This window comes from Mesorhizobium argentiipisi (SeqCode) (assembly GCF_037179585.1).
GTDB lineage: Bacteria > Pseudomonadota > Alphaproteobacteria > Rhizobiales > Rhizobiaceae > Mesorhizobium > Mesorhizobium argentiipisi.
Window position 1 is genome coordinate 127,127 of the sequence record NZ_JAPYKO010000016.1, and the last position, 22,428, is coordinate 149,554.

Sequence of the window (22,428 nt, forward strand, 5' to 3'; positions counted from 1 at the left end):
AGTAGGAATTTGGCCGGAGGCCGCGTTCCTTCACACCCCCCTCTGTCCGACAGGACGGAGGGGGGTGACTGAGCGCATTCCTAGCCAGGGTATCGCCAATCTCCCGAGGCGCGCATGACCCGCGCCCTCCGCCTCCTGCACCGCCGCCTCGTCGGCAGCGTCTTCGTGCTGCTGATCGTCGTCATCGGCAGCTTCCTGCTGCTCGAAGCCGCCCCCGGCGACGCGGTGGACGCCTATATCGTCTCGACCGGCGGCGATGCCGGCATGATCGAATTGCTGCGTCACCGCTGGGGCCTCGACCAGTCGGAGCTGACGCGCCTCGCCAACTATCTCTGGACGCTGCTGCATCTCGACCTCGGCCAATCCGTCACCTTCTCGCGGCCGATCCGCGATGTCATCCTCGAACGCCTGCCGACCACGCTGATCCTGATGGGCAGCGCCACCGCGCTCTCCTTCAGCCTCGGCTCGGCGCTCGGCATCTATGCCGGCGCCAGACCCGGCAGCTTTCGCGACCGCTTCCTCTCGATCGGCTCGCTGGCGCTTTATGCCGTGCCCGGCTTCTGGCTCGGCCTGGTGCTCATCGTCGTCTTTGCCGTCGACCTGCGCTGGCTGCCGATCGGCGGCATCGAGAGCATAGCTTCAGGCAAGACCGGACTTGCCCGCGCCGCCGACATTGCCATCCATCTTGTGCTACCGGTCTCGGCGCTCGGGTTCATCTATCTGGCACTCTATCTGCGCATGATGCGTGCCGGCATGGCCGAGGCCTGGCGGCAGGATTTCGTCCTCGCCGCCCGCGCCAGGGGCCTGCCGCGCCGCCGCATCGTGCTTGCCCATGTTGCCCGCAACGCGCTCCTGCCTCTCGTCACCATGCTCGGCCTGCAATCGGCACAGATGCTGGGCGGCAGCGTCGTCATCGAAAGCGTGTTTGCCGTGCCGGGCCTCGGCCGGCTGGCACAGGAAGCCGTCGCCGGACGCGATACGCCGCTGCTGCTCGGCATCATCCTGGCGAGCGCCGTCCTGGTCGTCGTCATCAACCTCCTGGTCGATCTCGCCTACGCTGTCCTCGATCCGCGCGTCGGCGCCGGTGAGGCAAGCGCATGAGCCGCCTGCGCCTCTTCCGCACGCCGGAGGCAAAGGCCGGCGCAACCATCCTGGCCTTGCTCATTGTGATGGCGTTGGCGGCGCCGATGGTCTTTCCCGGCGACCCGCAGGCGATCGCCGGCCCGGCGCTGCTGCCGCCGTTCCAGGACTGGTCGCTGCCGCTCGGTACCGACCGGCTCGGCCGCGACGTGCTGGCCGAGCTGTTCCATGGCGCCCGCACCTCGCTGGCGGTGGGGCTGGCGGCGGCCGCCGCGGCGCTCCTCATCGGCTCGGTGGTCGGCACTTTGGCCGGCTTCGCCAGCGGCCTGGTCGACGAAGTGCTGATGCGCATCACGGATGCCTTCCAGACCGTGCCGAGCTTCTTGCTCGCGCTCGCCTTCGTCAGCATCGTCGGACCTTCGCTTGGTGTGGTCGTCGCGGCGATCGCGCTCGGTGCCTGGACCGGACCCGCGCGCGTCGCTCGCGCGGAAGTGCTGTCGATCCGCGAGCGCGATTATGTCGCCGGCGCGCGTGTCATCGGCATGCATCCGTTGGAAATCGCGTTCCGAGAAGTGCTGCCCAACGCCTTGCCGCCTGTGCTGGCGCTATCCTCGGTGATCGTGGCGGCGGCGATCCTCACCGAGGCCGCGCTGTCCTTCCTCGGCCTTGGCGATCCCAACCGTGTCACCTGGGGCGGCATGATCGCCGAGGGGCGTACGGTGCTGCGCACCGCGCCCTTCCTGTCGGTCGTTCCCGGTATCGCGCTGGTGCTGACCGTGCTTGGCGTCTACCTCGCCGGCGAAGGCGTGGTGGAGAGCACCGCGGTGCGCAGGAGCCTGTCGTGACCGCGCTGCTTTCTGTCCGCGATCTGTCGGTGCGATATCGGCGAGACGGCGTCGAGGTGCCGGCGCTGAAAGGCATCAGCCTGGATGTGAAGGCCGGAGAGCGCCTGGCGATCATCGGCGAAAGCGGTTCGGGCAAGAGCACGCTGGCGCTGGCGGTTGCGGGGTTGTTGGCGAGGGGTGCTGTGATCGCCGGGACGATTGAGTGGTCAGCACGCCAACTACAGGAGTCTCATTCCGTCACACCGGAACGCCAACCATCTGCGATTGACGGAAACCAAACACCCCTCCTCGGCCGCGACATCGGCTTCGTCTTCCAGGACCCCTCCTCCAGCCTCGACCCCGTGATGCCCGTCGGCAAGCAGATCGCCGAAGTCGTCCGCACGCATCTCAAGCTCAGCTGGCGAGACTCATATACGAAAGCCAAAACCCTCCTCGAACGCGTCCGCCTCCCTGGCCCGGACTCGGCCCTCCACACCTACCCGCACCAGCTCTCCGGCGGCCAGAAGCAGCGCGTGGCCATTGCTGCGGCAATCGCCGCTGGACCAAAACTCTTGATCGCCGACGAAGCGACCAGCGCGCTCGACACCATCGTGCAGGCCGAGATCGTCGCGCTGATCCGCCGGCTGGTGGCCGAGGACGGCATGACGCTCATCTTCATCAGCCACGACATCGCACTTGCTGCCGCGCTTGCCGATCGCATCGCGGTGCTGCGCCACGGCGAACTGATCGAACTTGGCGAGACCGACCAGATCCTCAACGCGCCACGCCATGCCTATACGTGCGCGCTGCTTGATGCCCATCTCGGCCTCGACGCCGAGCCCTTGCTTGACGGGCAAGGCGCCTCGGCATGAGCGTGCTTGCCGTGTCCAATCTCGCCAAGCGCTACCATCGTGGCGGCAAACCGTTTGCTGCAGTCGATGACGTATCCTTCGAGATCGGCCCGGCGGAGACGCTGGCGCTCGCCGGCCCCTCTGGCAGCGGCAAATCCACCATCGCGAGGCTGGTGCTGCGGCTGATCGAGCCCGATGCCGGCCGCATCGACTTCGAAGGCGCGGATTTCCTCGCGCTGTCGGGCACCACGCTGCGCGCGCGCCGCGCCCGTCTCCAAATGGTGTTCCAGGATCCGCTCGCCGCCTTCAATCCGCGCGCCACCGTGGCGCGCGTGCTTGACGATCCCCTGCGCATTCATGGGCTTGCCTCGCGCGCTGAGCGCCCGCGCCGGATTGCGGCGCTGCTGGAGCGCGTCGGCCTCGATGCCGCCCTTGCCGCGCGCGCCATCCACGAGATTTCCGGCGGACAGCGGCAGCGCGTGGCAATCGCCCGCGCCATCGCCACGCGGCCGTCGCTGATCGTGCTCGACGAAGCCGTGTCGGCGCTCGATGTTTCGGTGCGCGGCCAGATCCTCGAATTGCTGCTCGACCTGCAAAGGCAGGAACGGATCGCCTATCTGTTCATTTCGCATGACCTCGGCGTCATCCGCGCCGTGGCGCACCGCGTCGTCATCCTCGATGCCGGCCGGATCGCCGAGAGCGGCGTTGCCCGCGCCGTGATCGCCAACCCGCAATCGGCGATCGGCAAGTCGCTGGTGGCGGCGACACCAAGATTGACCAGGAACCGACCATGGTCCCGCAAAGTGGGACCCGGTTTGCGGGCAAGATCATGGTCGAACGACAAATCAGGACACATCATGACCGATCCCGAAGCAGCCAGGGCCGAAAAACTGTCGCGTGAGCTCGACTCCGCCTTCCGCAACCGCGCCGACCTCTACCGTCTCTTCCTCGACGAGCTGACCACCGAGCTCGGCGCCGAGAAGGCTGAGACGGTCATGATTCGCACGATCGAAAAGCGCGGCCGGGAAGTCGCAGCAGCCGCTTTCGCCGATTTCGGGCCCAATGACGCGCCGGCAATCGGCGAGGCATTCCTCGCCGTTAGCCCGGATGGCGGCCGCATGTATCCGACCGATGTCGAGCGCGGGCCTGGCCACATCGCCTTCAAGGTCAGGCGCTGCCCACTGAAGGACGCCTGGGTCGAGGCCGGCGTCGATGAAGAAAAACTCGCCACGCTCTGCCGCATCGCCGGCGCCTTCGATCGCGGCCTGTTCGAGGCAACCGGCGTACGCTTCGACAATGTCACCTGGACGCCGGGCCATGGCTCCGGCTGCTGCCACATCGCGCTGACAAACCGCGACGCTTAACCAGTATCTATTCAGCTTTCGGCAAAGACGTGCAGCTCACCGCCCGCTTCGTCGATCGCGGCGCGCAGCGCCGCTGCCGGCTCGCGATCGGTGACGACATCGGAAATCTCGCTCAGCGCGCATATCCGTTCGAGGCCGCTGCGGCCGAACTTGTCGTTGGTCACGACCAGCATCGTCGACAGCGATCGCCCCATCATCGCCCGCTTCACCGCCGCCGCGCCCGAGATCATGTCGCTTGGCCCTTCGGCATTCAGCGCCGAGGCACCGATGATGGCGACGTCGGCATTGTAGCGGCGCACGAATTCCACCGTGTCCTCGCCGAGCACGGCGGCCTCGCGGCTGTCATAGGTGCCGGGGCAAAGGATGACGCGGAAGCCCGGATTGGCGCCGGCCACCGAGGCGACGCCGACGGAGTTGGTGATGATCGTCAGGTCCCGTCCGAGCTGCGACAGGCTGCGCGCGACCTCATAGGTGGTCGATCCGCCATCGATCATCACGATGCGGCCTTTCTCGATGAGTCCGGCGGCACCGCGGCCGATGCGGGCCCGCTCCTCCATCATGGTGAGGCCGCGTTCGGCGATCACCGGTTCCGACGTCACCAGCGAAATGGTGGCGCCCCCATAGGTGCGGTTGATGAGCCCGGCTTCGCCGAGCTCGATCAGGTCGCGGCGGATGGTCTCGCCGGCGACCCCAATGCGACGCGCAAGCCTCGATATACGGATCGAGGCGGAGCGCCGAACCTCTGACAGGATCAGCTCATGGCGCTCTTTCTTGGTCAGTCGGCCCGGCTCGATGTTCATCGCTCTTCCTTCCCGGGATTTCGTCCCTGGCGTGCAGACATAGCCACTCCAGAGATACGAAAGCCAGCCCAGGGTCTGTCGAGATTCAGGTCAGGCTGAGCCGAAATGGTGATCTCCGAGAACCGGCCTACGCCGGCCGTAGCCTTCATAGAGCGGAGACGCTTGTGAGGGCTTCGGCCGGCGAAGGCCGGAGCGGAGCGTACTTGAAGTACGTGAGCACCGGAAGCGCAGGAAGCCGCCATTTGCAGGCCGGCCTCACCTGAATATCGATGGACCCCTAGTGCCTTAAGCGATCGCGCATCGCATACCACAACATGCCGAGCACATAGAGCGGGCCGCGCAGCGCCGTGCCGCCCGGGAACGGCAGCGGCGTCAAAGTCGAGAATAGGTCGAGCCGCGAGGCATCGCCCGTGATCGCTTCCGCCAAGAGCTTGCCGGACAGCGTCGACAGGATGACGCCCTTGCCGGAATAGCCATGCGCGAAATAGACCTCCCCATAGTGGCCGACATGCGGCAGGCGGGACGTGGTGATGGACACCAGACCGCCCCAGGCATGATCGATGCGGCAGCCCTTGAGCTGCGGAAAGGTCCTTTCCATATGCGGCCGCACGAAGCCGCCGATGTCGGCCGGCGGCGACGGCGTGTAACGCTCGCCGCCGCCGAACAGCAGGCGTCCGTCCGCCGACATACGGTAGTAGTTGACGACGAACAGTGTGTCCGAGACGGCCACATTGGCCGGGATGACATTGCGCTCGCCCAAAGGTTCGGTGGCGACGATATAGTTGCCGACCGGCATGATGCGGCTGTTGACACGCGGCTCCAACCCTTTCAGCAGCGCATCGCCGGCCAACACCACATGCCTGGCGCGGATCGAGCCCTTGTCGGTGAACACCCGGATGGAAGGTTCGCGCTCCAGCCGCACCGCGACCGAGTTCTCATGGATGATGACGCCGGTGGCGGTAGCGGCGCGGGCAAGCCCGAGCGTGTAGTTGAGCGGATGCAGGTGGCCGCCGAGCCGCTCCAACACCGCGCCCTGATAGGGTGTGTCGACCATCTGCCGCGCCTCAGCAGCCGACAGAATCTCGACATCGGTGAAGTTCATGACCTTGGCGAGGCATTCGGCCTCTTCTTCAAAGTCGCGCACATCCGAAGCGCTGACCGCGCCGACCAGATGGCCGGTCTGGCGCAAGTCGCATTCGATACCGTGGCGCTCGATGATATCGAGCACCAGCCCGCGCGCCTCGAAGGCCAGATCGAACAGCGCCTTTGCCCGTTCCGGCCCAAAGCTTCTGACCAGGCCCCTTGCGCCCTTGCGCAGGCCGGGGATCATCTGGCCGCCATTGCGGCCCGAGGCGCCCCAGCCGATCTTGCCGCCTTCGAGCAGCACCACTTTAAGACCACGCTCGGCCGCATGCAGCGCCCGTGCAGCCGCCGCCCACCACCACCAGATCGGCCTCGACATCGCCGGCAAGCGCCGGATGGTCGGGCGCCGGATTGGCGGTAGCGACATAATAGGACTTGCCGATGTCGAGACCGGAATTGAAACCTGTCGAACGCGAAGCCATGGTCACACCTTGAGCAGCAGATGGTCGCGTTCCCAGGACGTCACGACGCTCTGGAACAGGTCAAGCTCGACGCTCTTCACGCGCAGATAGGTTTGGAAGAAATCTTCGCCGAGCAGTGCCCGCACGGGCTCGCAAGCGGCGAAACGATCAAGCGCTTCCTCCATCGTCTTTGGCAGTGTGCTCCTGCTTTTATAGGCATTGCCGAAGGCCTCTTCCGAGCGCGCAAGCTTCTCCTCGATGCCGAGATAGCCGGCGATCAGCGAGCCGGCCATGGCAAGGTACGGGTTGGCGTCCGCCCCCGGCAGCCGGTTCTCGATGCGGCGCGCGGCGCGCCCGCCCAGCGGCACGCGCAGGCCGCAGGAGCGGTTGTCGTGCGACCATTCGATATTGGCCGGCGCGCTGTGGCCGGGCCGGATGCGCCGGTAGGAATTCGCATGCGGCGCAAACAGCGGCATGATTTCAGGGATGTATTTCTGCAGGCCGCCGATGAAGTGCGAGAACATTTCGCTGTCCTCGCCGTCTTCGCCGGCAAACAAAGGCTCGCCCTTCCTGTCGACGATCGACATGTGCAGATGCATCGCGCTGCCCGCCTGCGCCGCGATCGGCTTGGCCATGAAGGTGGCGTGCATGCCATTGGCCTGCGCGATCTGCCGCGCCAGACGCTTGAACAAAAGCACCTGGTCGGCAAGCGTCAGCGGATCGCCATGCACGAGATTGATCTCCAGCTGCGCCGTGCCGGATTCGTGGATCAGCGTCTCAACCGGCAATCCGGTGATGGCGGCATATTCATAAAGCTGCCGCGTCACCGTTTCGAACTCCTCCATCGCCTGCATGTCGTAAGGATGCTGCACGTTTTCCGGCCGGCGGTTGCGCCCGATCGGTGCGGTCAAAGGCTGATCGGGGTTGGGGTTGGGCGCCGTCAGGTAGAATTCGAGCTCCGGCGCCATCACCGCCCGCCAGCCGCGCTGATCGTAAAGGTCGAGCACGGCTTTCAGCACATGGCGCGGCGAAGCCATCCACGGCCGGTCGTCCATGTGGAACGTGTCGGCGAAAACATAGGCTCGGCCCGCGCTGCCGGGCGCAAGACACAGGCTCGAAAGATCCGACACCATGCGCATGTCCGGATCCTGATAGGCGAAGCCTTCGTCGATGGAGCCGGAATAACGGCCATCGATGGCGACCAGGAAGGCGCTGCTCGGCAGATAGAGCGCGCGGTCGTCGAGCGACTTCAGAAATTTGGCGACCGGCAAGGTCTTGCCGCGCAGCACGCCGTTGACGTCCGGCACGAAGCACTCGACTTCGTTGATCGCATGCGTTTTCAGCCAGCTTTGCGTGTCCGCGCCGGCGAATGAGGTGTTCAGATTGTCAGGCATTGGTCATGTCCGTACGAAGGAGAGATCGCTTCGGCGGGCATGTCCGTTCCGGTAGGGCATTATCTAAGCTGCGTTATCCGAGGACGGACGCCCGCCTGATGACCGGCCGAAAGGCCGGGTGCGGAGCGCCTTGCACCCCTTCGGTCCAGCCGTCACGAACAACATGCGAGCCGACCTTGGTCTCCTCCGCGCGCTGCAGGTTTTCGTGGCGGCAGCAGCGCATGATCAGCGGCGCTCCGCCAAAGCGCGCACCATTGCGGCCGCAACTGGAAACGGCCTGGTGGGGGAAAGCCTTTCTACCGCTCGCATGACAAGCCATGGTTTGGCCGATCGTTGCCCGCAGCGCAAGCCCGCCCATGAAACCGCTGCCCCGTTGTTGGCCCAAACGGGCGGAGGGAACCGGGTACCTGCTTGTACTGTTCCCCATATGCGTCGCATGCCGACAGAACGATTTACGAAACAACCAAGAGCGATCAGATGGAAAGCAGGAGCGATACGGGCGCATGTTTTTGCGGAGCGGTTGCCGCCGAGATGCAGGGCGATCCGTTCTGGATCTGCTTCGATCATGACGATGACTGCCGCCGCGCGATTGGCAGCCCGCTGACCATCTGGGTCGGTTACCGGCCGGACCAGTTCCGCTTCACGCGCGGAAAACCCCGGAGCTTCTCGAGGACGAAAGGTGTCGTTCGTACCTTCTGCGAGAAATGCGGTACCTCGATCACCTATCGCGACGAAGGGCTGAGCGACGAACTCTATGTCACGATCGGCTTCTTCGATCATCCGGAGCGGTTCAAGCCGCACGCCCACGCCTATTGGCGCCTTCGGCTGCCTTGGCTGGAGTTTGCCGACGATCTGCCGCGCATCGACACCTACTCGCGGCGCCGCGATCCGGCATTCGGAAATCCGAACGACCGGTAGGCGGTGTGCCAAGCGCGCCTCAGCCGATGCTCTCGCCGCCATCGACCACCAGCGCCTGACCGGTCATGAAGGACGAGCGATCGGAGACGAGGAACAGGATCGCCTCCGCGATCTCCTCCGCGCTCGCCCAGCGCCCCATCGGGATCTTGGTGCGGACATAGTTCTCGATCGCGTCGCGCCCGCCCATCTGCGTGATGAACGGCGCGTTGAACGGCGTGTCGACCCAGCCCGGGCAGAGCGCATTGATGCGCACATTGTGCTTGGCGTAGTCGAGCGACATCTGCCTGGTCATCGCCACTACGGCATGCTTGGAGGTGGCATAGGCGATCATCTCCCGGTCGTAGAACACGCCGGAATTGGACGCCGTGTTGAGGATGACACCGCCTCCTTGCGCGATCATCGCAGGCATGACGGTCTTGGCCGCCAGGAATTGCGCCCGCACATTAATGCGCCAAGAGGCGTCCATCCCGTCAGTGCCCACTTCCGTCAGCGTGCCGCCGACTTGGATGCCGGCATGGCTGTGCAGGATGTCGATCCGGCCATGCCTGCCGAGCGTTCCCTCAATGAGGCCTTCGACGGCCGTATCGTCGCCGACATCGGTGGCGACCGCCTCGGCCCGGCCGCCAGCCCCGCGGATGTCGGAAGCGGTGGCTTCGCCGGCCGCCGGATCGCGGTCGGCAATGACCACGTGCGCCCCTTCCCTGGCCATGATCATCGCGCCGGCGCGGCCGATGCCCGACCCGGCGCCCGTCACCACGGCGATACGGTCTTTCAGGATCATGGATTGGTCTCTCAAGGCGATGGCTTTCGCCGGCCGAGCTGCCATTGCGCTAGCAGCACGAGCAGGACCGACGCGCAGAGCACGATCGTGGCGATGGCATTGATTTCCGGCGTCACGCCGCGCCGGATCGAGGCGAAGACGTAGATCGGCAGCGTCGTCTGCGCGCCGGCGACGAAGAAGGCGATGATGAAATCGTCGAAGGAGAAGGTGAAGGCGAGCAGGAAGCCGGCGATCACCGCCGGCATGATCTGCGGCAGCACGATCGAGCGGAACGTCGTCAGCGGCGTGGCGTAGAGATCGCTCGAAGCCTCGACCAGGTTGCGGTCGAGGCTGCTCAGCCGCGTGCCGACGATCATCGTCACCAGCGCCATCGAGAACAGGCCGTGCGCGGCGATGATCGAGCCGTAGCCCAGCGAAAGCCGCGGCGGCTGGTCGGTCGGCCAGAGCGAAGCGAGGAACGGATTGACGATAGCGAAAAGCTGCACCAGCGCCACCAGCGTCGAGATGCCGATGACGACGCCCGGGACGACGATCGCCGCGCCCAGCAGCGCGTCGAACAGAGCCCTTGTCCGCGCGCCGACGCGCTGCAGCCCGAGCGCCGCGGCCGTGCCGCAGAAGGCTGCGAGCAAGGCGCTGGTGGTGGCGATGAACAGGCTGTTCTTCAGCGCCTCGACCAAGAACGGATTGGACAGCGCCTTGCCGTACCATTGCACGGAAATGCCGGTGAACTCGCTGGCATGGTGGCCGGCATTGAAGGAGAACAGCACGACCAGCGCGATCGGCAGATAGAGGAAGGCAAAGACGGCAACGACGAAGGCGCGCATCAGATCAGGTCCACCCGGCGTGCGCCCGAGAGCCGGGTCGAGATGCGATTGGCGACGATCAGCACCACCACCGAGACCAGCACCAGCGTGATGGCGATGGCCGATCCGAACGGCCAGTTGCGCGATTGCAGGAAGAGATCGACCAGCGCGTTGCCTATGAAGAACACCTTGCCGCCGCCGAGCAGTGTCGGGATCAGATATTCGCCGAGCAATAGGATCATCACCAGCGAGAAGCCGGTCATGACGCCGGGCAGCGACAGTCTCAGCGTCACGCCGAGGAAGGTCGACAGCGGCGTAGCACCGAGATCGGCGGAGGCCTCCAGCAGCCGCCGGTCAAGCCGTTCCAGGCTGACATAGATCGGCAGGATCATCAGCGGCAGGTAGCCGTAGACGATGCCCAGCAGCACCGCGCCCGGCGTGTTGATCAGCCTGAGGTCCTCTATGCCGACATAGGCGAGCAAAGCCGGGATGCCGCGCCCGCCAAGGATATACATCCAGGCATAGGTGCGCATCAGAAGGCTGGTCCAGAACGGGATGACGATCAGCGCAAGCAGGATCAGCCGCCAGCGCTGCGGCGCGCGCAGCGCCAGATAATAGGCTACCGGATAGGCGACGAGCAGGCAGGCAAGCGCGCCGGCCGGCGCCAGCACCATCGTGTTCCAGAAGGCGGTCGCTCGCGCCGGCAGGTTGGCGTATTGCGCGAAGGTCAGCGCGGCCTGGTAGCCGCCCTCCGGCGCCCGCTCGCCGACGCTGAAGATGGCGATGGCGATGAAGGGCAGCACCAGGAAGACGACCAGCCACAGCGTCGCCGGGGCGAGCAGCAGCGCCGTCACGAGGTTTTTGCGAAAGAGACTGCGGCGCATGGAGAAAGCCGGTTGGGGGCCGGCGGGCATTTGCCCGCCGGTCGCATTGTCTGGATCAGGTTTGTGACCGGTCTTGCTCAAGCCGACTTGAAGCGCGCCATCAGCTCGGCGCGGCCCGGATCGGTGAGCGTCGCGGCAGCGCCGAATTCGAGGGGCTTCAACAGGTCGGCCGCCGGATAGAGGATCGGATTGTCGAGCACCTCTTTCGGCAGCAGCGCGTTGACGCGCGCGTCGGTCGAGGGCGCGCCATTGGCCAGATGCTCCTTCACCGCCACCTTCGGGTTCATCAGATAGTTGAGCAGCGCATAGCCGGCCGGCTTGTTCGGCGCATCCTTCGGGATGGCGTAGAAGTCGGTCCAGATCTCGCCGCCTTCCTTGCCGAGCACATAGGCGATCTCGGGAATGTCGCGATGAAGCTGCGCCCCGTCATTGGTCCAGCACATCGTCATCCAGGCATCGCCGGCGCGCATGCCCGGTTGGTAGTCGCTCGACACTGCGAACAGATGCGGCTTGACCTTGAGCAGCAATTCCTCGGCCTTGGCCAGTTCGTCCTGCTTCAGCGAGTTGAACGAATAGCCGTAATATTTCAGGGCATTGCCGATCGTGGTGAGCTGATAGTCATGCACCATGGTGCGACCGTCGGCTTCAGCCATGGCGGTGTCCCAGAACTCCTTCCAACTCGACATCGGCTTGGCGAGCTTCTTGGTGTTGACGGCAAAGCCGGTCGTGCCCCAGTTCTTCGGCACAGCATAGATCGTCCCGTCGATCGTGCCTTCCGCGGTGAAGCGCGCATCTTCAGACTTGCCGTCGAAATTCGTAAGCTTCGCCATGTCCAGCGGCTCGATGATGCCGAGCTTCTTGTAAGTCGAGATGGTGTAGTTGGTCGGCACGAACAGGCTCCAGCCCGAGCCGCCGGCCTGCAGCTTGGCCAGCATCTCCTCGTTCGAGCCGAAGACGTTGACCTCGACGGCGACGCCCGTTTCGGCCTTGAAATTCTCGAAGGTCTGCGGATCGTGGTAGTTCGGCCAGGTGGCGATCGACATGCGGTCGCCGAGGTTCTCAGCGGCATAGGCCGGCGTCGGCATGATGCCAAGCTCGCGCGCCATCACGGCGGTGGCGACACCGAGCCCGGTGAGGCCGAGAAAGTCGCGCCGGCTGATCGAGCCGCGCTTCAGACGCATCAACTGGTCGACGAATTTATCGGGGGTTATCGGCAGTCCGTCACGATAGGATTTCGGCATGTTGGTCTTCCCTCTGGTTTGTCCCGTTATTGTTGGCGTGCGGAAACGCCAGCGGCGCTCCGGCGGCAAAGCCGATGGCGACGGGTTCGCCCGGCTTGAACAGATTGCCCTGGCCGATCCCATGGTCGGCCTTGGCGAGCAGCGATCCGATGCCCTGGACCTCGATCGCGTATTCCGCCGTCGAGCCCAGGAAGATGCGGTTGCGCACTATGCCTTTAAAAGCGCCGCTTCCAGGCGCCGAAAGGCTGAGCGATTCCGGCCGCAGGCTGACGGAGACGGCCTCGCCGCGGCTGAGCGGCACCCGCCTGCGTGCCGCAATCACCGTGCCGTCGGCAAGCGCGACATCGACGAGGTCACCCGAGAGCCCGGCCACCTTGCCGTCGAGAAGATTGGTCTTCCCGACGAAATCGGCCACAAACAGGTCGGCTGGCTCGTCATAGATCTCACTCGGCTGCCCGAGCTGGACGACGCGGCCGCCATTCATGACGCAGACGAAATCGCTCATCGACAGTGCCTCCTCCTGGTCGTGGGTGACCAGCACGAAGGTGATGCCGATCTCGCGCTGCAGGTTCTGCAGCTCGATCTGCATGTCGGTGCGCAGCTTCTTGTCGAGCGCCGCCAGCGGCTCGTCGAGCAACAGCACCGCCGGCTTGTTGACCAGCGCGCGGGCGAGCGCCACACGCTGCTGCTGGCCGCCGGAAAGCTCGTGGATTTTGCGGCGCCCGTAGCCGCCGAGCTGCACCATCGAAAGCGCCTCGCCCGCCCTCGTGCTGATCTCGCGCGTCGACAGGCGTGGCCTTGCCTGGCGCAGGCCATAGGAGATGTTCTCCTCGACGTCGAGATGCGGGAACAGCGCATATTGCTGGAACACCATGTTGACCGGGCGCCGGTAGGGCGGCGTTCCCGCCATGTCGCGGCCGCGGATCAGCACCTGGCCCTCGCCCGGTTGTTCGAAGCCGCCGATCATGCGCAGGCAGGTCGTCTTGCCGCAGCCTGAGGGCCCGAGCAAAGCGACGAAGGCGGAAGGCGGAATGGCAAGGTCGATACCGCTCACCGCGGTGATTGCGCCGTAGCGCTTGGTGACCGCGCGAAATTCGATATCGGGCACTGCAGTCAAGCCACGGGCTCCAGCGACAGCGTGAGGCAATGTCATGACGCTAGCAGGGCAATGGTACCTAGTATATACCTCGCAGGTGGTATATTTAGCCGATTTTATCGTTTAGAGGGGTATGAATTGGCTGCCTCCCGTAGTGGCGACTACAACGCCCTGGCCGCCGTGATCGCCGCGTCGCGCGAGACCGGCGGCGATCACTTCGGCAAGGCGATCGTCGGCTGGCTCAGCGGGCATGTTCGTTTCGATCATTGCGTGATCTTCGGCTATCGGGGTGCCTCGAGGCCGCCGCTCCTGTTCGAAACCTTCTCGCCGGCGGAGAGCCACATCTTCGTCGCGCTCTATCAGGACGGGCCCTATCTGCTCGACCCGTTCCACCACGCCGCGGTCGAGCGCAAGGAGGGTTTCTGGCGCATGCGAGAGCTCGCGCCGGACCGCTTCTATGCCAGCGAATATTACCGCTCCTATTACAGCCAGACCAAACTTGCCGAGGAGGTCGGCTTCTTCGTGCCGCTGGCCGGCAAAGACGCGTTGGTGCTCTCGCTGATGCGGTTGCGTGCCACTGGGCCGTTCGGAACGGCTGATGCCAGGCTGCTGCGTGACATGGCGCCGGCGGTGATAAGCTTCTGCAAGCAGCGCTGGCCGTCTCTGCCTGCAGATGAGGTTGCGGCCCAACCCTCCGGCGATGTCATCGCAATGACCAACGAGCTCGACCGGGCGCATATCTGGAAGAGCCTGTCCTTGACCTCGCGCGAAAAGCAGGTCGTCGACCTGGTGCTGCAGGGCCACTCCACGGAATCGATCGCCAGGGCGCTGCGCATCGTTCCGGGGACCGTCAAGGTCCACCGCCGCAACATCTATCGCAAGCTGAAGATCAAATCGCAGGCCGGCCTGTTCGCGCGCTTCGTCGAGATCATCGACGCGCGGATCGGATAGCAATCCGGGCCGCCCTTGCGGCGGTTCGCGTTGACCGTCTATCGTGCGGCCGAACGACCGGCCAGGTATCCCGGCGGCGGCCAGCTATTCCCGCGTCGGATCGTGACGAAACAAGTTTCAGGACCGATCAAGCAGCGCATCGCCAATGGCCGACAAATCGCAATTCGGACTGACCGCTGTCGATACCGTTCCGCTGCATGAAAAAGTCTATCTGGAACTGGTGCGGGCGCTGATGTCGGGCCAGCTCCGGCCTGGCCAGAAGCTGACCTCGCGCAAGCTCGCCAAGGAGCTCGGCACCAGCGACATGCCGGTGCGCAGCGCCTTCATGCGGCTGCAGGCGCTGAGTCCGATGCCGAACGGCAGCGTCGAGGTGCCGCTGATTTCGGCCGATCGCTTCCAGCAGCTGACCGACGTGCGCACGATCCTGGAAGGCACGGCCACCGAGCTTGCCACCAAACTCATCAACGGCAACAATCTGCGCGCCATCCGCCGTCATTGCACCGAGCTCACCCAGGCCGCCCGCAGCGGCGACATCGACGACTACCTGCGCAAGAACCACGACTTCAAATTCTCGATCTACCGCCGTTGCGGCAACGAGCAGATAATCTTCCTGATCGAAACGGTATGGATGCAGGTTGGCCCTTTCCTGCGCAACCTGCACATCGGCTTCGAGGATGACCTGGCCGGCATTCTCGGCATCGACTACCACGAGGAGGTCGTGGCGGCGATCGAGGCCGGCGACGGCGAGAGGGCGCGGGCCGCGATCGTGCGCGATATCGCCGAGGGCGCGGCCCACATCCTTGGCCAAGTTAAATTTCCGGAGCTGCGCCACTGACAAGCCGCAGCAAGCCGACTTCGAATCCGGCTTGGCTTTCGTCGGTCGGGCCGCTATGTTGCGATCGCAGATCGCACAAAACGGACCCGAAATGCCGCCCGATATCCCGGCTAGTGGCTTGAAAAAATGAAGATAATCAGCCCGGCGTCAACCGTGCTGATCTTCACGAACTCACAAGCTGAAAATGGATGTCGTAGCCGACTGGGCTACAGCACCTAGAGAAACAGGGGCTGGAAATTGAGCGATGCGATTGCGGACGTTTTGAAGTGGCTGGACAGCAGGAAGGACATCCAGAGCCTGCGGGCGGCGGTGTGCGACCTGAACGGCATCATGCGCGGCAAGCGCATTCCGGTCGAGCAGGCGCGCAAGGCGCTCGAAGGCAAGCTGCGCATGCCCTATTCGGCCATCGGGCTCGACATATGGGGTGAGGATATCGAAGGCAACGCCCAGGTGTTCTCGACCGGCGACGCCGACGGGCTTTGCCATTGGACGGGTCGCGGCATACTGCCCGTCAACTGGACGGCGCATCCGACGGCGCTGTTGCCGGTCTGGCTGGCGGATGACAGCGGTGCCCCCTACCTTGGCGATCCGCGCCGGGCGCTTGCCCGCATCCTCGACCGCTACGCCGCCCTCGGCCTGACGCCTGTCACCGCGACCGAACTCGAATTCTACCTTGTCGACCCGACGTCGCAGCGGCCTGTCGGACCGGTCTCGCCGGTAACCGGGCGGCGCCTCGATTCCGACGCCGCGCTTTCGATCGATGAGGTCGACGATTTCGAAGGCTTCATCCACGATATCTACGAAGCCTGCCGCATGCAGGACATTCCCGTCGACACCGCGATCGCCGAGAACGGTGTCGGCCAGTTCGAGATCAATCTCAACCATGTGCCCGACGCATTGCGCGCCGCGGACGACGCCGTGCTGTTCAAGCGCACGGTCAAGGGCATCGCGCGCAAGCATGGCTTCGCCGCCTGCTTCATGGCCAAGCCTTATGGCGAGCGCGCCGGCAATGGTTTCCACGTCCATTTCAGCGTCCTCGACAAGGACGGCCGCAACATCTTCGACGACGGCTCGGATCAGGGCTCGGACACCATGCGCCACGCTGTCGGCGGCCTGCTTGCCGCGATGGCGCAAAGCACCCTGGTATTCGCACCGCATTTCAATTCCTACCGCCGGCTGCGGCCCAGATCCTATGCGCCGACCGCCGTCGCCTGGGGCTATGAAAACCGCATGGTGGCGATCCGCATTCCGGGTGGCCCGTCGGCCGCAAGGCGAATCGAACATCGCGTCTCCGGCGCCGACGCCAATCCCTATCTGGTGCTGGCGGCGATTCTCGGCGCCGCGTTGATCGGCATCGAGCGCCAGCTCTCGCCCGGCGAGCCGACCGGCGGCGAGGGTCAGGGGCTGGCGCTCGCCAAGCTGCCGCCGGATTGGGCCTCAGCGATCGCCGCTTTCGAGTCCGGCCCGCGCGTCGCCGAGATCTTCCCGGACGTGCTGCGCGACGCCTTCATCGCCTGCAAGCGCCAGGAGCTGAACACTTTCGCGCTCAACGTCAGCGATTTCGAGATCGAGACCTATCTGGAGAGCGTTTAGCCGGTTGCACCAGCCACTCAGCGTGCCGCCCAGACCAGCCCGCGACGCAAGATGGTGCGCATCTGCGGCACCTCGAACTCCGAGGCCACGTGACCAAGCGAGGAATAAAACACCCGCCCCTTGCCGTGTCGCCGCTTCCACACCACCGGCATGACGACGCCGTCGATCCACGGCGCGTGGTCGCCGGAAAACGTGGTGGTCGCCAGCACCTCGTTCGATGGATCGACATGCATGTAATACTGTTCGGAGCGGTAGGGGAAATCCTCGATCCCCTGCATGATCGGGTCGTCGCGCCGCACCACGCTCACGTAATAGTCGATGATGTTGCCGGGATGCGCGACCCACTGGCCGCCGCACATGAACTGATAGTTCGTTGATTCGCGAAAAGCGTCCCCCATTCCGCCATGATAGCCGCCGAGGCCGACGCCGTTTTCGACCGCCTCGGTCAGGTTGGCTTCTTCGGTCTTGGTGAGCTTGGACATGGTGTAGATCGGTACGATCAGGCTGAGATCGGCGATCGCCGGATCGGCGAACGCCGCCGTCGTGTTTTCGACGCGCACGGCAAAGCCTTCTTGCTCGAGCATCGCCTTGATGACGCGCGCCCCGGCTTCGGGTTCATGCCCTTCCCAGCCGCCCCAGACGATCAGCGCTTGCCGCATCTTTGTCTCCGTCGTTTAGCCCCGCATTGGCTTTGGGGAAGGCAGCAAGCTGAAACACAAGCCCGCAGCAGCGCAAGCTGGAAATTGCATGGCATGGCCTGCGGCACTTGCCGATTGGATTGCGAAGAGAAGCGCACAAACGCGAACGGCCGGCGTTGTGCGGGCCGTTTTGTGTTTGGTTGCGGGGACCCGCAACCCCTTTTGTCATAACATCGTCAGGCCTTTGACTTCGGTCGGGTTTGGCGAGTTCGAGGATGCCGAACAACTCGCCGCGTAGCTCGGCATGCACCTCGCCGCGCTTGTCGCCGGGCATAAGTACGATCTCTCCGATCAACGAGCGCAACGCCTCGGCGGCCCGACGTCCGTCATCGTGGTCGGCAAGCGCTTGCGTGAGTTGCTCGACCCTTTTGCGGTAGAGAGTGGCGATGTTGGGATGCAGGTCGGGCATGTCAGTCGGCGCCACTGATAGACGCGCGGTGATGTCCGCCTTCTGCCTCTCCAGGTCTTCCATTCTCGCCTTCATCGAAGGTTGGTACAGGCCATCCTCGATCGCGGCCATTATGCCGGCGATCGCGCGCTCGATCTTGTCGAGCGCCTTGCGGTCATGTTCGCCTTGCGCGCGACGCTCCTGGTTGAGGCGATTGGTCTCCAGGGCATAGGCTCTGATCGCCTCGGCCACGGCATCGGCCGAGACGAGCCTTTCCTTCAAGCCTGCGAGGACGCGCTGTTCGATTTTCTCGCGGGTAATAGAACGGCCGTTGTCGCAGATACCGCGGCGCTGGTGGTTGAGACAGGCATAGCGATCGCGCGTGAACAGGCCGTAGCGCCCGCCGCAGCAGCCGCAAGTGAGCAGGCCGGAGAGAAGCGAGACCGGCCGCTTCATGGTGTGTAGCTTTCTCGCCCGGGCCTTGCGCGTGGCGATCGCCACCGTCTCGAACTGGCTGGCGATGGATTTCTGTCTCTCCTTCACGGCCTGCCACAATTCGTCTTCGACGATCCTAAGATGCGGGACCTCAGTGCGGATCCATTTAGCTGGCGGATTGGCCCGCGACACGCGCTTGCCGGTGGCGGGATCCTTGACGAAGTGCAGGCGGTTCCAAACCAGCACACCGGTATAGAGCTCATTGTTGATAACGCCGGTACCCCGGATGACATGCCCGCGCACACTGGTATCGCCCCAGTGTCGGCCGAGTGGACCAGGAACACCTTCCTTATTGAGGTCGACGGCGATCGCCTTCGGACTCTTGCCGGCCGCGAATTCGCGGAAGATGCGGCGCACGATGGTCGCTTCCTCCGGCACGATCTCACGGCCGCCGCGAACAGGCTCACCTTCGGCGTCCAATTTCTTCAGCACCCGGTAGCCGTAGCAGAGCCCGCCGCCGGCCTTGCCCTTCTCCACTCTCCCCCGCAGGCCACGATGGGTCTTGAGGGCGAGGTCCTTGAGGAACAGGGCATTCATCGTGCCCTTGAGGCCGACATGCAGTTCGCTGATCTCGCCCTCGGCCAAGGTGACGATCGTAACGCCCGCGAACTTCAGATGCTTGAAGAGAGTGGCGACATCGGCCTGGTCGCGGCTGATGCGATCAAGCGCCTCGGCCAGCACCACCTCGAAGCGGCCGCGCTGGGCATCGCGTACTAGATGCTGGATGCCCGGCCGCAGCACCGTGCTGGCGCCGGAGATCGCCGCATCCTCATAGGTTCCCGTTACGCTCCAACCCTCCCGCGCCGCCTGCTCCCGGCATAGCCTCAACTGGTCCTGGATGGAGGCATCCCGTTGGCTGTCGGAAGAATAGCGGGCGTACAGTGCGACACGGGTCATGGCGGCAGATCCTCTCTCCTGTTCCCAAGGGGCTTGCCATCCGGCTCCCTGCCCTCTCCCTCTTGGCGGCCCGGCCGATTGTCGTTGGCCGCCAGCCCCGCCTCGAAAGCCTCCCCCGCCAACTGCCGGCCGATCAGCCGGGCGATATCCAACACCACCCGATGCACCTTGGCCGCCGCCACGTTCTCAGCGAGGTCGCCGTTGTCGTTCGCCGGAACCCGCGCGTGCGGCCCGGTCCTCGTTTCCTCTGCCATCGCGGTCGCTCTCCCAATGGTGGATGGACCTGCCATCAGAGGCGTCCGAACGGCAAAGAAAAGCACGAAGTGCATGTCGTAGGGCCACAGCGTGCAATGACTTGCGCCGTGCGGTTTCTTCTCCCCAGCTAATTGCCAAGAGAGGCGATGGCGCTCAATTAAAGGAAACCGGCTGGCCGGGACTATCGTGCTTTCCAACTGGTTTACGGTGAGAGCATTTGCAGACACTAGAACATAAACCAGGGGGATTCCTGGATGCCGTCTCCGCAATGGGCCGCCAGAGCACACCACGCGATCGCCGTCACGGCGAAATCCCCGATACGCTAACGCTTCCTTTGCACTCCTGATGCCTTTCTTGCGCGCATGAAGCGACTATGGTTGCCGGATCAATGTGATGGTAGCGGGCAAGGTCATCGAGCACCGACCGGATATGACGCCAGGGGAAATCGCCTGGATCCTCCCAATGTTCACCGTTGCGCAGAATAACCAAAAGCTTAGCCAATGCACCTTCAACGGAGCGTGCCGGAGTAAGCGGCAGGTCATCCAAAAGCGCCTGTTCCGCCGCTTCCGATCTCTGTATTAGTTCGTCAGTTCTCGAAAACCCGATCTCGGCATCAGTAGCGTCCCAGCGCGCCTGATGTGCGGCTAGCTCCGAAAGCGCTCTGCCCCATGCCACTTCGTTTTCGGGAGAATAGAGTTCGTCGAGACTCTCGACGGAATGGACCGTCTTTTCCCCGCCGCCCGGAAGCTGCATCTTAGCAGAGGGAAAGCCTATCGCTTTGACGAGATATCTCTCCAACTGCTGCTGTTGCCGGCATAGCACCAAGGTCGAGCGGTGAACCTCGCACCAACTCTCATACAACCCAAGGGCTGGATCGTCCTGCCGGCCATTGATCGAGACATTCTCGCGCGCCCAAGCGCCAAATGGCCACAGTCCAGCCACCGTAACAATCTGCCTCATCAGCAGCCGCCGAGTGACGGAAGATAAAGTCGTGCTATGGTCGGAATCAGCCATGATCCGAGCTCCCTGAAGCCTGGGTTGTGGTTAGGCTGCTGGAGGTGGTCTCAACACCATCAGCAGCCGCAGCACGCAGTTCATAATCGTATCAGGGATACGATAGCTCAGCCAGGACTGCGGATCAACCAAAATCGTATCGGTGTTACGAAATGAATGCAGTCCAATGTAAAATGGCGCGTGTGGCACTTGGCTGGGGAACGAGAGATTTGGCTCGGCACACAGGCGTCTCACCGGATACTGTCGCCCGTTTTGAAAGAGGCGAACAACTTAAAGATTCTACCGTGGCGGCACTCCGAGTAACTTTTGAAGCTGCGGGAATTGAATTTATCCCAGAAAATGGCGGCGGCCCTGGTGTGCGCTTGGCCAAGCGACCTTAGCGACACCCCAATCATGCATGCATTCTTTCGAACCTAGCTAAGTTCGAAGGCATCCTTGGTCACCTTTTTTGCTGAAAGCAGACGGACCGAGCCATTCGGCCCATTCTCCACCGCTAGCGGCAGTCAACCCAGCGAGCTCCTGCGCGAGGGCTTCAGTCGATCCAACGGACTTCCACCGGCGACTTCTCTGTACTTGAGCGGTGAATGGCATCGAGGACCTGGGCTGCGCGGTAGCCATCCTCGATCGAGCCGTTGGCGAAGGCCTTTCGCTTGTCGGCACAGTCTAGAAACTCGTGGATCATGAAGCCAAACCACTCGGCGTAGCCAACCGATACCAAGTCGTGCGGAACGGCCGCGAGAGATGCAACGTTCGGGGAGCGTGGGCTGTTCGCAATCTTTCGGAAGGCCCTGGCGGAGCCATCCTCAAGGAGTGCCAACTCAAAGTAGGTTGGACACTCCGTCGAATAGCGAGCAGTGCCCTTGGTTCCCATCAACTCGATAGCCAGGCGGTTGCCCGTCCCAACAGCCACGCGGCTGGCGGACACATATCCTTGCGCACCACTGGTGAAGCGAACCAGGCCGGACATTACGTCATCATTGTCGACCTTGGCGGTGGCGTCCGAGAGTTCCACATGCTCGTGGCCCGAGGTGGGGCTGACAGGAAGCCGGCGCGCCGCGATCGAGATCGTCGACACAGCACCCACGACTTCGGAAATGTCCCCGAACAAGAACCGCATCATGTCGACCGCGTGCGTTCCGACATCGAGCAGCGCACCAGGTCCGGCCTTGGCGAACTCGTAGCGCCAGGAATGCGGCAGTAGCGGATCAGCCGCGTAGTCGCATTGGAAGAGAACCGAGATCTGCACCGGCTTTCCGAGTTCCCCGGCTTCGATCCGGGCCTTGATGTCGGCCACGGCGGGTATGCGGCGATAGTTGAAAACGGTCCCGGAGATGGAACTGGCTGAACGCGCGGCGTCCCTGACAGGTCTGGCGGACGCCGCGTCAAGGGCAAGTGGTTTCTCGCACAGGACGTGCTTCCCGGCGTGCAATGCCGCAAGCGTCACTTCGGTGTGCAGGTAGTTCGGCAAACAAACCGAAACGACATCGACGTTAGGATCGGCGATAATAGTTTTCCAATCGGCCTCGGTCCGCTCGAAACCCCAATTCGTCGCGAGGGTGCGCGCCATATCGGCGTTGACATCGCAAATCGTGTCAAGCTTGGCCGAGCCGTCTCCAAAGCGATGGGCGAACTGGCGATAGGCGGCGGCATGCGCAGCACCGATCATACCGGCGCCGATGACCGCGATACCCTTGAATGACATGGTTGCTCGACCTCCCAAAT

General features: G+C 64.0%; 22 protein-coding genes and 2 pseudogenes. 10 read left to right on the forward strand and 14 right to left on the reverse strand.

Translation table 11 applies throughout. From position 1 onward, the window contains the following. Positions 1-114 precede the first annotated feature (114 nt). From O7A05_RS21805 to O7A05_RS21825, 5 genes and pseudogenes are all read left to right on the forward strand, one after another. Positions 115-1,101 carry an ABC transporter permease gene (locus O7A05_RS21805; RefSeq protein WP_337095012.1) on the forward strand — a complete coding sequence of 329 codons (987 nt, stop codon included), beginning with the start codon at positions 115-117 and terminating at the stop codon, positions 1,099-1,101. Then, positions 1,098-1,925 carry an ABC transporter permease gene (locus O7A05_RS21810; protein WP_337095013.1) on the forward strand — a complete coding sequence of 276 codons (828 nt, stop codon included), beginning with the start codon at positions 1,098-1,100 and terminating at the stop codon, positions 1,923-1,925. Before O7A05_RS21805 ends, O7A05_RS21810 begins: the two co-directional genes overlap by 4 nt. Further along, positions 1,922-2,776, forward strand: a complete 855-nt coding sequence (locus O7A05_RS21815; protein ID WP_337095014.1) for an ABC transporter ATP-binding protein — start codon at positions 1,922-1,924, stop codon at positions 2,774-2,776. Before O7A05_RS21810 ends, O7A05_RS21815 begins: the two co-directional genes overlap by 4 nt. After that, positions 2,773-3,537: pseudogene (locus tag O7A05_RS21820) on the forward strand (ABC transporter ATP-binding protein); the annotation flags it as partial. The gene O7A05_RS21815 and the pseudogene O7A05_RS21820, both read left to right, overlap by 4 nt. A gap of 75 nt (positions 3,538-3,612) precedes the next feature. Then, on the forward strand, positions 3,613-4,119 hold the full coding sequence (locus tag O7A05_RS21825; RefSeq protein ID WP_337095052.1) for an L-2-amino-thiazoline-4-carboxylic acid hydrolase: 507 nt from the start codon (positions 3,613-3,615) through the stop codon (positions 4,117-4,119). Positions 4,120-4,130: 11 nt separating this feature from the next. Here O7A05_RS21825 and O7A05_RS21830 read toward each other — a convergent pair whose 3' ends face one another. From O7A05_RS21830 to O7A05_RS21845, 4 genes and pseudogenes are all read right to left on the reverse strand, one after another. Then, complete coding sequence (locus tag O7A05_RS21830) at positions 4,131-4,919, reverse strand: DeoR/GlpR family DNA-binding transcription regulator (protein WP_337095015.1); 789 nt, start codon at positions 4,917-4,919, stop codon at positions 4,131-4,133. A gap of 277 nt (positions 4,920-5,196) precedes the next feature. Then, positions 5,197-6,484: pseudogene (locus O7A05_RS21835) on the reverse strand (NAD(P)/FAD-dependent oxidoreductase). Between the two features lie 2 nt (positions 6,485-6,486). Beyond that, positions 6,487-7,857: a glutamine synthetase family protein gene (locus O7A05_RS21840; RefSeq protein WP_337095016.1), complete on the reverse strand. Its 1,371-nt coding sequence runs from the start codon at positions 7,855-7,857 to the stop codon at positions 6,487-6,489. A 73-nt stretch (positions 7,858-7,930) separates the two neighbouring features. Next, positions 7,931-8,215 carry a hypothetical protein gene (locus O7A05_RS21845; RefSeq protein WP_337095017.1) on the reverse strand — a complete coding sequence of 95 codons (285 nt, stop codon included), beginning with the start codon at positions 8,213-8,215 and terminating at the stop codon, positions 7,931-7,933. Positions 8,216-8,334: 119 nt separating this feature from the next. On the opposite strand from O7A05_RS21845, the gene O7A05_RS21850 reads away from it, so the two are divergent. Then, positions 8,335-8,775, forward strand: a complete 441-nt coding sequence (locus tag O7A05_RS21850) for a GFA family protein (RefSeq protein WP_337095018.1) — start codon at positions 8,335-8,337, stop codon at positions 8,773-8,775. Positions 8,776-8,794: 19 nt separating this feature from the next. Here O7A05_RS21850 and O7A05_RS21855 read toward each other — a convergent pair whose 3' ends face one another. Genes O7A05_RS21855 through O7A05_RS21875 form a run of 5 tightly spaced genes read right to left on the reverse strand, consistent with a single transcriptional unit; the run spans position 8,795 to position 13,601 of the window. Continuing rightward, positions 8,795-9,556, reverse strand: a complete 762-nt coding sequence (locus tag O7A05_RS21855) for an SDR family NAD(P)-dependent oxidoreductase (protein ID WP_337095019.1) — start codon at positions 9,554-9,556, stop codon at positions 8,795-8,797. Positions 9,557-9,567: 11 nt separating this feature from the next. After that, positions 9,568-10,380 carry an ABC transporter permease gene (locus tag O7A05_RS21860; protein WP_337095020.1) on the reverse strand — a complete coding sequence of 271 codons (813 nt, stop codon included), beginning with the start codon at positions 10,378-10,380 and terminating at the stop codon, positions 9,568-9,570. Further along, a complete protein-coding gene (locus O7A05_RS21865; protein WP_415927038.1) occupies positions 10,380-11,273 on the reverse strand; it encodes an ABC transporter permease in 894 nt (297 codons plus the stop codon). The genes O7A05_RS21860 and O7A05_RS21865 overlap by 1 nt, the downstream gene beginning before the upstream one ends. Before the next feature lie 47 nt (positions 11,274-11,320). After that, positions 11,321-12,484: an ABC transporter substrate-binding protein gene (locus O7A05_RS21870; RefSeq protein ID WP_337095022.1), complete on the reverse strand. Its 1,164-nt coding sequence runs from the start codon at positions 12,482-12,484 to the stop codon at positions 11,321-11,323. Further along, on the reverse strand, positions 12,465-13,601 hold the full coding sequence (locus O7A05_RS21875) for an ABC transporter ATP-binding protein (protein ID WP_337095023.1): 1,137 nt from the start codon (positions 13,599-13,601) through the stop codon (positions 12,465-12,467). The genes O7A05_RS21870 and O7A05_RS21875 overlap by 20 nt, the downstream gene beginning before the upstream one ends. 117 nt (positions 13,602-13,718) lie before the next feature. Here O7A05_RS21875 and O7A05_RS21880 point away from each other — a divergent pair, with 117 nt between their 5' ends. From O7A05_RS21880 to O7A05_RS21890, 3 genes are all read left to right on the forward strand, one after another. After that, on the forward strand, positions 13,719-14,531 hold the full coding sequence (locus O7A05_RS21880) for a helix-turn-helix transcriptional regulator (RefSeq protein ID WP_337095024.1): 813 nt from the start codon (positions 13,719-13,721) through the stop codon (positions 14,529-14,531). Positions 14,532-14,676: 145 nt separating this feature from the next. Next, a complete protein-coding gene (locus tag O7A05_RS21885) occupies positions 14,677-15,366 on the forward strand; it encodes a GntR family transcriptional regulator (protein ID WP_337095025.1) in 690 nt (229 codons plus the stop codon). A 237-nt stretch (positions 15,367-15,603) separates the two neighbouring features. Next, a complete protein-coding gene (locus tag O7A05_RS21890; RefSeq protein ID WP_337095026.1) occupies positions 15,604-16,959 on the forward strand; it encodes a glutamine synthetase family protein in 1,356 nt (451 codons plus the stop codon). A gap of 17 nt (positions 16,960-16,976) precedes the next feature. Here O7A05_RS21890 and O7A05_RS21895 read toward each other — a convergent pair whose 3' ends face one another. The 4 genes from O7A05_RS21895 to O7A05_RS21910 all read right to left on the reverse strand — a co-directional run bounded on the left by O7A05_RS21895 (position 16,977) and on the right by O7A05_RS21910 (position 20,706). Beyond that, the gene (locus tag O7A05_RS21895) at positions 16,977-17,618 is read right to left on the reverse strand and encodes a ThuA domain-containing protein (protein ID WP_337095027.1); all 642 of its coding nucleotides are present in this window, start codon (positions 17,616-17,618) and stop codon (positions 16,977-16,979) included. Next, the gene (locus O7A05_RS21900; RefSeq protein WP_337095028.1) at positions 17,575-19,437 is read right to left on the reverse strand and encodes a recombinase family protein; all 1,863 of its coding nucleotides are present in this window, start codon (positions 19,435-19,437) and stop codon (positions 17,575-17,577) included. Before O7A05_RS21900 ends, O7A05_RS21895 begins: the two co-directional genes overlap by 44 nt. After that, positions 19,434-19,691, reverse strand: coding sequence for a hypothetical protein (locus O7A05_RS21905; RefSeq protein ID WP_337095029.1), 258 nt, complete (start codon positions 19,689-19,691; stop codon positions 19,434-19,436). Before O7A05_RS21905 ends, O7A05_RS21900 begins: the two co-directional genes overlap by 4 nt. Before the next feature lie 301 nt (positions 19,692-19,992). Then, positions 19,993-20,706: a hypothetical protein gene (locus O7A05_RS21910; protein ID WP_337095030.1), complete on the reverse strand. Its 714-nt coding sequence runs from the start codon at positions 20,704-20,706 to the stop codon at positions 19,993-19,995. 152 nt (positions 20,707-20,858) lie between these two features. Between O7A05_RS21910 and O7A05_RS21915 the strand changes: the two genes are divergently transcribed. After that, the gene (locus tag O7A05_RS21915; RefSeq protein WP_337095031.1) at positions 20,859-21,086 is read left to right on the forward strand and encodes a helix-turn-helix domain-containing protein; all 228 of its coding nucleotides are present in this window, start codon (positions 20,859-20,861) and stop codon (positions 21,084-21,086) included. A gap of 152 nt (positions 21,087-21,238) precedes the next feature. Here O7A05_RS21915 and O7A05_RS21920 read toward each other — a convergent pair whose 3' ends face one another. Continuing rightward, the gene (locus tag O7A05_RS21920; RefSeq protein ID WP_337095032.1) at positions 21,239-22,408 is read right to left on the reverse strand and encodes a Gfo/Idh/MocA family protein; all 1,170 of its coding nucleotides are present in this window, start codon (positions 22,406-22,408) and stop codon (positions 21,239-21,241) included. Between the last annotated feature and the right edge of the window lie 20 nt (positions 22,409-22,428).

What these genes read in the sequence shown, in the direction of transcription:
- O7A05_RS21910 (WP_337095030.1), bottom strand. Translation starts at nt 20,706, where the DNA reads ATGGCTGATTCCGACCATAGCACGACTTTATCTTCCGTCACTCGGCGG.
- O7A05_RS21825 (WP_337095052.1), top strand. Translation starts at nt 3,613, where the DNA reads ATGACCGATCCCGAAGCAGCCAGGGCCGAAAAACTGTCGCGTGAGCTC.
- O7A05_RS21885 (WP_337095025.1), top strand. Translation starts at nt 14,677, where the DNA reads ATGGCCGACAAATCGCAATTCGGACTGACCGCTGTCGATACCGTTCCG.
- O7A05_RS21830 (WP_337095015.1), bottom strand. Translation starts at nt 4,919, where the DNA reads ATGAACATCGAGCCGGGCCGACTGACCAAGAAAGAGCGCCATGAGCTG.
- O7A05_RS21895 (WP_337095027.1), bottom strand. Translation starts at nt 17,618, where the DNA reads ATGCGGCAAGCGCTGATCGTCTGGGGCGGCTGGGAAGGGCATGAACCC.
- O7A05_RS21805 (WP_337095012.1), top strand. Translation starts at nt 115, where the DNA reads ATGACCCGCGCCCTCCGCCTCCTGCACCGCCGCCTCGTCGGCAGCGTC.
- O7A05_RS21915 (WP_337095031.1), top strand. Translation starts at nt 20,859, where the DNA reads ATGAATGCAGTCCAATGTAAAATGGCGCGTGTGGCACTTGGCTGGGGA.
- O7A05_RS21900 (WP_337095028.1), bottom strand. Translation starts at nt 19,437, where the DNA reads ATGACCCGTGTCGCACTGTACGCCCGCTATTCTTCCGACAGCCAACGG.
- O7A05_RS21855 (WP_337095019.1), bottom strand. Translation starts at nt 9,556, where the DNA reads ATGATCCTGAAAGACCGTATCGCCGTGGTGACGGGCGCCGGGTCGGGC.
- O7A05_RS21840 (WP_337095016.1), bottom strand. Translation starts at nt 7,857, where the DNA reads ATGCCTGACAATCTGAACACCTCATTCGCCGGCGCGGACACGCAAAGC.
- O7A05_RS21870 (WP_337095022.1), bottom strand. Translation starts at nt 12,484, where the DNA reads ATGCCGAAATCCTATCGTGACGGACTGCCGATAACCCCCGATAAATTC.
- O7A05_RS21850 (WP_337095018.1), top strand. Translation starts at nt 8,335, where the DNA reads ATGGAAAGCAGGAGCGATACGGGCGCATGTTTTTGCGGAGCGGTTGCC.
- O7A05_RS21810 (WP_337095013.1), top strand. Translation starts at nt 1,098, where the DNA reads ATGAGCCGCCTGCGCCTCTTCCGCACGCCGGAGGCAAAGGCCGGCGCA.
- O7A05_RS21845 (WP_337095017.1), bottom strand. Translation starts at nt 8,215, where the DNA reads ATGGGCGGGCTTGCGCTGCGGGCAACGATCGGCCAAACCATGGCTTGT.
- O7A05_RS21860 (WP_337095020.1), bottom strand. Translation starts at nt 10,380, where the DNA reads ATGCGCGCCTTCGTCGTTGCCGTCTTTGCCTTCCTCTATCTGCCGATC.
- O7A05_RS21920 (WP_337095032.1), bottom strand. Translation starts at nt 22,408, where the DNA reads ATGTCATTCAAGGGTATCGCGGTCATCGGCGCCGGTATGATCGGTGCT.
- O7A05_RS21905 (WP_337095029.1), bottom strand. Translation starts at nt 19,691, where the DNA reads ATGGCAGAGGAAACGAGGACCGGGCCGCACGCGCGGGTTCCGGCGAAC.
- O7A05_RS21865 (WP_415927038.1), bottom strand. Translation starts at nt 11,273, where the DNA reads ATGCCCGCCGGCCCCCAACCGGCTTTCTCCATGCGCCGCAGTCTCTTT.